At 61.5% G+C, this 8,645-nt stretch carries 9 protein-coding genes; 6 read left to right on the forward strand and 3 right to left on the reverse strand.

The genetic code is table 11. The features are described from left to right. Together MOV61_RS26165 and sbmA are read left to right on the forward strand one after the other, a co-directional pair. The coding region (locus MOV61_RS26165) for a YbfB/YjiJ family MFS transporter (protein ID WP_247138679.1) at positions 1–155 on the forward strand (155 nt) is incomplete at its 5' end. 129 nt (positions 156–284) lie between these two features. Further along, positions 285–1,556, forward strand: coding sequence for a peptide antibiotic transporter SbmA (gene sbmA, locus MOV61_RS26170; RefSeq protein ID WP_038544382.1), 1,272 nt, complete (start codon positions 285–287; stop codon positions 1,554–1,556). A 375-nt stretch (positions 1,557–1,931) separates the two neighbouring features. Here the strand turns inward: sbmA and MOV61_RS26175 are convergent, their stop codons facing one another. Then, complete coding sequence (locus MOV61_RS26175; RefSeq protein ID WP_247138672.1) at positions 1,932–2,930, reverse strand: polysaccharide deacetylase; 999 nt, start codon at positions 2,928–2,930, stop codon at positions 1,932–1,934. A gap of 264 nt (positions 2,931–3,194) precedes the next feature. Between MOV61_RS26175 and MOV61_RS26180 the strand changes: the two genes are divergently transcribed. Both MOV61_RS26180 and der read left to right on the forward strand, forming a co-directional pair. Further along, a complete protein-coding gene (locus tag MOV61_RS26180) occupies positions 3,195–3,866 on the forward strand; it encodes a tetratricopeptide repeat protein (protein WP_247138673.1) in 672 nt (223 codons plus the stop codon). Positions 3,867–3,897: 31 nt separating this feature from the next. Further along, positions 3,898–5,325, forward strand: a complete 1,428-nt coding sequence (gene der, locus MOV61_RS26185; protein ID WP_247138674.1) for a ribosome biogenesis GTPase Der — start codon at positions 3,898–3,900, stop codon at positions 5,323–5,325. A 324-nt stretch (positions 5,326–5,649) separates the two neighbouring features. Here der and MOV61_RS26190 read toward each other — a convergent pair whose 3' ends face one another. Continuing rightward, positions 5,650–6,711, reverse strand: a complete 1,062-nt coding sequence (locus tag MOV61_RS26190; protein WP_247138675.1) for a glycosyltransferase family 1 protein — start codon at positions 6,709–6,711, stop codon at positions 5,650–5,652. Between the two features lie 167 nt (positions 6,712–6,878). On the opposite strand from MOV61_RS26190, the gene MOV61_RS26195 reads away from it, so the two are divergent. Both MOV61_RS26195 and MOV61_RS26200 read left to right on the forward strand, forming a co-directional pair. Continuing rightward, positions 6,879–7,286 carry an OsmC family protein gene (locus MOV61_RS26195; protein ID WP_247138676.1) on the forward strand — a complete coding sequence of 136 codons (408 nt, stop codon included), beginning with the start codon at positions 6,879–6,881 and terminating at the stop codon, positions 7,284–7,286. 114 nt (positions 7,287–7,400) lie between these two features. After that, positions 7,401–7,739, forward strand: coding sequence for a hypothetical protein (locus MOV61_RS26200; RefSeq protein WP_247138677.1), 339 nt, complete (start codon positions 7,401–7,403; stop codon positions 7,737–7,739). A 145-nt stretch (positions 7,740–7,884) separates the two neighbouring features. Here the strand turns inward: MOV61_RS26200 and MOV61_RS26205 are convergent, their stop codons facing one another. Further along, on the reverse strand, positions 7,885–8,403 hold the full coding sequence (locus tag MOV61_RS26205) for a DUF3324 domain-containing protein (protein ID WP_247138678.1): 519 nt from the start codon (positions 8,401–8,403) through the stop codon (positions 7,885–7,887). Between the last annotated feature and the right edge of the window lie 242 nt (positions 8,404–8,645).

The following is an 8,645-nucleotide window of genomic DNA, read 5'->3' on the forward strand; positions in this document are numbered from 1 at the left end:
CCGCCGCCTTCGGCACTGGCCAGATCATCGGCCCGCTGGTCGCCGGCTGGATCGCTCAAGGGAGCGGCAGTTTCGTCGCCCCGACGCTTCTTGCGGCGGCGGCCCTTGTCGTGTGCGTCCTGCTCGCACTCCCGGTTGCGCGCAGCGCTTCCTAATAATCCCGTGGTTACAATTGCGTAACAAAGTGACGGGGCCATTGCCGCTCCCTTGGAACTGCCTTAGTTTCCGGCTCAACAGTCGTTTCCGACATCCCGCCGACTCGAACTCAGGAAAGCCAAAGCTCCGTGTTCCATTCCTTCTTTCCCCGGCCGAAACTGTTCGCACTTTCGGGCGTCGTTTGGGCCATTGTTACCATCCTGGCCTGGTATTTCGTCTTCGACGGTCTTGGCGCATCCTTCGGATATGTGATGCCGGAGCGGGAACCTTACGATCTTTCCTATTTCCTGGTGCCTGCGAACCTTTGGTTCTATGCGTATTTCGCGGTCTGCCTATTGCTGTTCGGGGGTACTTGGAGCGTGATTGCCCATGACCATCCCTGGAAGCGCTGGTCGGTCTGGGGCTCGCTGCTGATCATCGCGGTGACCTATTTCGGGGTGCAGGTTTCGGTGGTGATCAACAACTGGCGCCGGCCGTTCGGCGATCTGCTGCAGAATGCCCTTTCGAAACAGCCCGGCATTACCGCCTGGAATTTCTACGATCTTCAGATCGTCTTCGCCCAGATCGTCTTCCTCAGCATGGCGGTCTCGATCCTGACGGACTTTTTCACCAGCCACTACATCTTCCGCTGGCGCACGGCGATGAACGACTTCTACATGTCGAAATGGGAAAAGCTGCGCCACATCGAAGGCGCCTCCCAGCGCGTCCAGGAAGATACGATGCGGTTTTCCGCAACGCTCGAGGGCCTCGGCATCAACCTCATCAATGCGGTGATGACGCTGGTCGTCTTCCTGCCGATCCTGTTCGCGCTGTCCGGTTACGTCTCCGAGCTGCCGTTCATCGGCGAGGTGCCGCATGCGCTGTTCTGGCTCGCCATCTTCTGGTCGGCGTTCGGCACCGTTCTTCTGGCGACGGTCGGCATCAAGCTGCCGGGGCTGAATTTCCGCAACCAGCGCGTCGAGGCGGCCTATCGCAAGGAACTGGTTTATGGCGAGGACCATGCCGACCGCGCACGGCCGGCGACCATCAACGAGCTCTACAGCAACGTGCGGAGGAACTATTTCCGCATGTACTTCCATTACCTCTATTTCAACGTGGCACGGTATTTCTACATTCAGGCCGACGCCGTGTTCCTGCTGTTGATGCTGGTGCCGACGATCGTGGCAGGCAAGATCACCTATGGTATCTACCAGCAGATTGCCACCGCCTTCGGCCAGGTGAGCAACTCGTTCCAGTATTTGGTCACGTCCTGGACGACGATCATCGAACTGCTCTCCATCCACAAACGCCTCAAGGCCTTCGAGGCGGCGATCGACGACCAGCCGCTGCCGACCATCGACCGGCATTATCTGGAGCGGGAAGCCGAAGCCGGCGAGATCGCGGCCGACCGGCCGTATTGATCGCCATCTGAACGCAAGCAGTTTTGGCCGCGCCGGACGTCTTGCCCGGCGCGGTTTTGTTTTGGGATGAGGCAGGCGGTGTCGAGTATGTGGGAGGTAGGTGGTTTTGCCTGCCCCGGCCGGTTGCTGCAGCTTTTTGGGAGTTGTCAGTTCCCGTTCCACCACATTCGACGGCCATCACCGGAAACCGGGGTCCGAAAACCCTTGAGGAGAATGCCGGTTCGCGAACCCGGTTTCCCATCCGATGACGAGGGTGATTATGGCGCGGGTTCGGGAGGCGGGGATGTGAATGTGGTTAAAGGGTTGATGAGGTTTGGCGGGCAAGTGGAATAGTCCCCGGGACGGGTCTTTTGCTCCGTCTCGTAGGCAGCCGCGTTACAACCCCGATGCCACCCGTGGCTTCTCCCGTTCGTGGATCAGCCTGATCGCCTCCGAATAACTGACGCAAGCGACGTTTTGCTTCCCGCAGACTTCCGTCACCAGCCGTTCCATCGCCCGCCAATAGGCGCCGCCGTTCATTTCGACGAAATGCAGGCCAATCTGGAGGGGGATGCGGTCGCCGTCATATTCCTTGTCGAAGGCGGCCTTGAAGGCGGAATAGGCGCGTTCCTCGAATTCGACGGCACTGCTCGGATTGTCGATGCCGCCGGAATGGCGGATGAAGAGGTTGTAGTCCATGGCGATGATCGGCCGATTGGACGGGCCTTCCGGAATGAGCGGCAGGCCGAAGCGGATAAGCCCGCCCTTTTCCTCCGGCATGACCGGCCCCTTGGTGACGAGGCTGGCGTCATAGCGGATGCCGGCCCGTCTTTCGGCTTCGACCAGGCCGGGGCTGGTGGAAAAATAGGGCGCGCGGAAACCATTGATCCCGGTCGCGACGAAATCCTTCCAGCCGGCCGGCTCCTCCGATCCGGCGCCGACCGTCTTCCAGGCATTGGTCAGCACGTCGTGAAAGGTGTTGAATTCGGCGGACCAATCTGCCGCCGTCCAGTCCTTGCCGTCGAAATGGCCGCAGGTATGGCTGGAAATGTCGTGGCCTTCGAGATGCGCCTGCCAGACGTGGCCGAGCCGTTCGCGAGCCTCTGTGGCCGTTTGGGCAAAGCCAATATTCGACTTGCCCGGCTTCTCGTTCGGCCCCTGATAGCTTTTGGCATTGGCGCGCTCGATCACCAGGGTGCAGGAGAGAAAGTAAGTGAAATGGGCGTTGGTGCGCTTGGCGAGATCGCGGCTGCGCTGCCAGAGGTTGTTGGCGCCGGCGCCGTCGAAGGAGACCATCACCAGCTGTTTCGGCTTGCCAGCGGTATTGTCCGCGGCGCTGGCTGCGAAGGGCGCTGCGAGAAGACAGAGGGCGAGGGGAAGGGCAAGCGAACGCATAAGATACCTGAATCATGGCGAAGGGCAGCGGGCTTTGTGGCCGCAGAATAAGGCGAAGCTTTGAGCGGGCAGCTTTAAGTGTGGATTCCGTCCGAAAGGCCATCAACGGGCTTCCTGGCGGATGTTTTCGGCTTTGCGCTCGCCGACTTTGCAAAACCGGGGACCACTTTTGCGCGACGGGAGTTAAGGGGGGCCTTACATCTCCGGGAAAATAGGCTAGAAGGCGCTTTTCCGCATGATGGGCCGGTTGGGCCGGAGACTTTGATGGCGCAGGACGACGACAGTTTTATTCGCGAAGTGAACGAGGAGCTTCGTTCCGATCAGTTCAGGGGTGCATGGCAGCGTTACGGCAGGATTGTGATCGCGGTCGCCGTGCTGATCGTCGTCGGTACGGCTGGTTATCGTGGCTATGAATACTGGAACACGCATAATTCTTCGCAATCGGGCGACCGTTTCCTGGCGGCCCTGAAGCTCGCTTCGGAAAACAAGAACGACGAGGCACTGGCCGCCTTCGGCGCGCTCGAAAAGGACGGCAGCGGCGCCTATCCCGTGCTCGCCAAGCTGCGCGCCGGCTCGGTGCAGCAGTCCAAGGGCGATGCCGCTGGCGCAATCGCCACCTTCTCGGCGGTCGGCAAGGATGCCAAGGCGCCGCAGTCTATGCGCGACCTCGCCCGGATGCGCGCCGCCTGGCTGCTGATCGACAACGGCACCTATGAACAGGTGGCCGCCGAAGTGCAGGCCATGGCCGTGCCCGCCAATCCGCTTGCCAATTCCGCCCGCGAGGCGCTTGGTCTTGCCGCCTACAAGGCCGGCAAGGTCGCGCAGGCCAAGGAATGGTTCCAGCAGATCGCCAATGACGCCTCTGCGCCGCGCAATGTTGCCAACCGCGCGCAGATCATGCTCGACAACATCGCCTCTTCAGGCAAGGCGCCCTGACGGTTTCCGCCCAGGGCTTTAAGGATACAGAATGAGCTTCACCGTCGCCATTGTCGGACGCCCGAACGTCGGCAAGTCCACGCTTTTCAATCGCCTGGTTGGAAAGAAGCTGGCACTTGTCGACGACACGCCGGGCGTCACCCGCGACCGCCGTCCGGGCGACGCAAAGCTCATCGACCTGAGATTCACGATCATCGATACCGCCGGTCTGGAAGAGGCGGGACCCGAGACGCTCGAAGGCCGGATGCGCGCCCAGACCGAGGCCGCGGTCGACGATGCCGACCTGACGCTGTTCGTGGTCGACGCGAAGTCGGGCCTGACGCCGCTCGACAAGACCTTCGGCGAGCTTCTGCGCCGCAGCGGCAAGCCGGTCGTGCTGGTCGCCAACAAGTCGGAAGCGCGCGGTTCCGACGCCGGTTTCTACGATGCCTATACGCTGGGTCTCGGTGAACCGGTGCCGATTTCGGCCGAGCACGGCCAGGGGATGATCGACCTGCGCGACGCGATCGTCGAGGCGCTCGGCGAGGAGCGGGCGTTTCCAGAAGACGATGACGAGGCGGAGACCAATATCGACGTCCGGGATTCCGATTTTGCGGACGAGGGCGAGGATGAGGCCGAGCCGGAATATGACGAGACCAAGCCGCTGCGCGTCGCCATCATCGGCCGCCCGAATGCCGGCAAGTCGACGCTGATCAACCGCTTCCTCGGTGAAGACCGGCTGCTGACCGGCCCGGAAGCGGGCATCACCCGCGACTCGATCTCTGTCGAGTGGGAATGGCGCGACCGCACCATCAAGATGTTCGACACCGCCGGCATGCGCAAGAAGGCGCGCGTCCAGGAGAAGCTTGAAAAGCTGTCTGTTGCGGATGCGCTGCGCTCGATCCGGTTCGCCGAAACGGTGGTGATCGTTTTCGACGCCACCATTCCCTTCGAAAAGCAGGACCTGCAGCTCGTCGACCTGGTGTTGCGCGAAGGCCGGGCCGCGGTGCTTGCCTTCAACAAGTGGGATCTGGTTGAAGACACGCAGGCGGTGCTTGCGGATCTCCGCGAAAAGACCGAACGGCTGCTGCCGCAGGCGCGGGGGCTTCGCGCCGTGCCGATTTCCGGCCAGACGGGCTATGGGCTCGACAAGCTGATGCAGAGCATCATCGACACCGACAAGGTGTGGAACAAGCGCATCTCGACCGCCAGGCTCAACCGCTGGCTCGATGGCGTGCAGACCCAGCATCCGCCACCGGCCGTCTCCGGCCGCCGCCTGAAGCTCAAGTATATGACCCAGGTCAAGGCCCGCCCGCCGGCCTTCATGGTGTCCTGCACCAGGCCCGATGCGCTGCCGGAAAGTTATATCCGCTACCTGATCAACGGGTTGCGCGCCGACTTCGACATTCCAGGCGTGCCGATCCGCATGCATTTCAAGGCGGGTGAAAATCCCTTCGAGGGACGCAAGAAGAAGCGGTGAGGGGTTTCTGGGTTTGTATCTGGCGTTTTTGGCTCTCCCGCGAGGCGGGAGGTCATCGCCTGTGAGGAACGGGGCGGTGCATCCTGCCGATCTCCCCCCCCCTTGAGGGGGAGATGCCCGGCAGGGCAGAGGGGGGTGTCGCGGCACACTCTTCTGCCGCTGTATTTGCCGAACCGTCGTCACCCCCCTCTGTCACTTTCGTGACATCTCCCCCTCAAGGGGGGAGATCATTGGGAGACTGCCGCACCGTCTCTTTTCCTCCGGGCGAATATCGTCGTATGCAGGGAGAGCGCGCCTTGCGAGGCGAGCGGATGGGGATTGGCGTTATACCGTCGAAGGCCTAATTCCACCCCGTGGGGCTGGCAGTTTCGGCCGCCCTTGGGCGATCAGCACGTTGTTCAGGAACTGTTTCGATGCCGCTTCCCAGGTGAATTTGCGGGCGAGCTGCCTTGCGTTTTCGCGCGAGCAGCCAAGCGCCGCAAGGCAGGCCAGGCGGAGATCTTCGTTGAGCGCCCCGGCACCCGAACCGTCCTCGATGATGTCGATCGGGCCGGTGACCGGGTAAGCGGCGACCGGCACGCCGCTGGCCAGCGCTTCCAGGATCGTGTTGCCGAACGTGTCGGTCTTCGACGGGAAGACGAAGACGTCGGCCTGGGCATAGGCGCGGGCGAGATCCTCGCCGGTCTTCATGCCGGTGAACAGCACGTTCGGATACCGCTTTTGCAGATCGGCGCGCGCCGGGCCGTCGCCGACCACGACCTTGGAGCCGGGCAGATCGAGATCGAGGAAGGCCGGCAGGTTCTTTTCCACCGCGACGCGGCCGACGGTCATGAAGATCGGGCGCGGCAGGTCGAAGGGCCGTTCGTCGAGATCCATCGGGTGGAACATGGTCTGGTCGATGCCGCGGCTCCAGCGCAGCAAGTTTTTGAGGCCGAGCTTCGAAAGCTCGCGTTCGAGGCTGGCGGTCGCCACCATGCAACCATTGCCGGCATTGTGGAACCAGCGCACGAAGCCGTGCAGCCAGCGGACAGGGATGGGGAACCGCGCCGCCACATATTCCGGAAAACGGGTGTGATAGCTGGTCGAGAAGGGAATGTTGTTCTTCAGGCACCAGCGGCGTGCGAGCAGTCCGAGCGGACCTTCGGTGGCGATGTGAACGGCAGTCGGCATCGACGCCTGAATGGCGCTGGCGATCTGCCAGTAGGTGGCGACCGACAGGCGGATTTCCGGATAGGTGGGGCAGGGAACGCTGGTAAAGTCCTGCGGCGTCACCATCGTCACGTCGACGCCCATCTGGGCGAGTTCCCGGTTGGTATTCTCGATCGAACGGACGACGCCGTTCACCTGAGGGTACCAGGCATCCGTCACGATGGTTATTCTTGTCATGGAAGGTCGAACCCGGTTGCCGATCCGTCCACGACTCGCGCCAACGGACACGTTTTCAGCCTTCTATCGGGAAAGTTTGTTACAGGCTGATGAAGGGGCATGTCGGGCACAGGTTGAACGGATTTCAGATAGGTAGCGTCATCAGATCAGCTGAGGAGGATTGCCCCATGATTACGTCGACCGTCGAGCTTCGCAACGTGGCCGGAACCGAGGCGGCGCTCGGCTGGGCCGGCAGCCATACGATCGTCGTCGACCGGCCGGAGGGCAAGGCCGGCGGGCGCAATCTCGGGTTCAACGGTGCGCAGCTTCTGGCGCTGGCGATCGGCGGGTGTTTCTGCAACGACCTCCGATACGCGGCGCACGAGATGAATATCGATATCGAGGGTATCGCGGTCAGCGTCACCCTGCAGCTCGACGGCACGCCGCTGATCGCCGTCGGTGCCGAACTCGACGTCATCTGTACCTCGGGCGATGGTGCCGACACCGGGGCGTTGATCGAGCGCGCCAAAAGCGTCTGCACGGTCGCCAATTCGGTGACGCAGGGCTTTCCGGTGTCGTTCCGGGTTGCCGGCTGACGTCCTAGCCGCGATGATCATGTCAGGGTTGTGACAGTCCTTTTTCTCTGTTTTTTCAGTTGCAAAATTCCCCATCGCATATTACCCATACAACCGTTCATTTCGGGGGATATTATGAAGCTTTCTCAAGTAGTTGCGTTAGCGGTTGCGGCCGCGTGCCTCGCATCATGCGGGCCGACACGAAATCAATATGAAGTGGTTGTAACCGCTTTGGAGGGGAGTTCCCGGGCGCGGAATGCCGTCTATGCAAATTGCCTTAAGAAAGAACGCACGACGGCCTGGAAGAAGGAGGCCTCCGTCTTCATGAACGTCTCGGAGGCGAAAGCCCCGGCTGTGTTCTGTCAACGGGCGCTTGACGGTCTTGTCAAACGCAGGATTACATTCGCGGATGTTTCCGCCGTTTATGCAGGCGATCTGACGCCGAATATCGTCAAGGTCCTGCAGGGACGATAAACTGGAAAACTGCGCAATGTAGCCGAGGCCCTGATCGAACGCGCCAAAAGCATCTGCACGGTCGCCAATTCGGTGATGCAGGGCTTTCCGGTGTCGTTCCGGGTTGCCGGCTGACCTCTGAGCGAGGCAGCCGGCGCCGGGGCGGTTAGTTGGCGGCGATGGTGAATTCCTGGTCGAAAGTCGAGGTCTGGTCACCGCTCATGTCGTGGATCGTGTAGGTCAGCGTGTATTTGCCCGCCGGCGCGCCTGTCAGCGTCAGGGTGAAATCCATCGAGAATTCCATGTTGGCGTTGTGGCTCTGCAGGACATTGGTGGAGAAGGCCTTCTGGTCGAGCATGACCTCGCCGTTGGCAGCCTTGATCTTCAGGTCCGATACGAAGTTGAGTTCGTACATGTCGTGGGGAAGCTCCTTCCAGCCGTAGCCGATCGGCTCGACATAGGTGATGACCTTTTCACCCGGCTTGAAAATGCTGGACTGCTTTTCCTGGTAGATTCCGTAGCCGGTCGAGGGCGCGGTGACGAAAGTCACCAGCCGTTCCGTCAGGCCGAGCTTTCCCCATGCCTCATAGGTCTTCGTTTCGGCCTTGGTCAGGGCGTCGATCGGGGCGGACTGTGCTGCGGGGGATAGGGCCAGGACGGTCAGGAAGGCAAGGGCGATACGCATTTTCATTTCCTCGTTGGGAGCGATCGTTTAATCGCCCCAACCCTTTCACAGAATGACTGAAAATTGATTTATGCGCAGCGAGGAAAACACAGGAGATCCGGCGCCGATCTCGGTCTCTGTCGTCGGTCGCTGCCGGTCATGTCCGTCGGCGTTTCAGCCTGGCAGCAGCGCCGGGCTGATCAGCGCGCCGTGGTGGCCGATGACGACCGAGGCGACCGAGGCGCCGTAGGCGGCGGCCTGCG

It is taken from the genome of Neorhizobium sp. BETTINA12A (genome assembly GCF_023006485.1).
Lineage (GTDB): Bacteria > Pseudomonadota > Alphaproteobacteria > Rhizobiales > Rhizobiaceae > Neorhizobium.

What these genes read in the sequence shown, in the direction of transcription:
- MOV61_RS26175 (WP_247138672.1), bottom strand. Translation starts at nt 2,930, where the DNA reads ATGCGTTCGCTTGCCCTTCCCCTCGCCCTCTGTCTTCTCGCAGCGCCC.
- MOV61_RS26180 (WP_247138673.1), top strand. Translation starts at nt 3,195, where the DNA reads ATGGCGCAGGACGACGACAGTTTTATTCGCGAAGTGAACGAGGAGCTT.
- der (WP_247138674.1), top strand. Translation starts at nt 3,898, where the DNA reads ATGAGCTTCACCGTCGCCATTGTCGGACGCCCGAACGTCGGCAAGTCC.
- MOV61_RS26190 (WP_247138675.1), bottom strand. Translation starts at nt 6,711, where the DNA reads ATGACAAGAATAACCATCGTGACGGATGCCTGGTACCCTCAGGTGAAC.
- MOV61_RS26195 (WP_247138676.1), top strand. Translation starts at nt 6,879, where the DNA reads ATGATTACGTCGACCGTCGAGCTTCGCAACGTGGCCGGAACCGAGGCG.
- MOV61_RS26200 (WP_247138677.1), top strand. Translation starts at nt 7,401, where the DNA reads ATGAAGCTTTCTCAAGTAGTTGCGTTAGCGGTTGCGGCCGCGTGCCTC.
- MOV61_RS26205 (WP_247138678.1), bottom strand. Translation starts at nt 8,403, where the DNA reads ATGCGTATCGCCCTTGCCTTCCTGACCGTCCTGGCCCTATCCCCCGCA.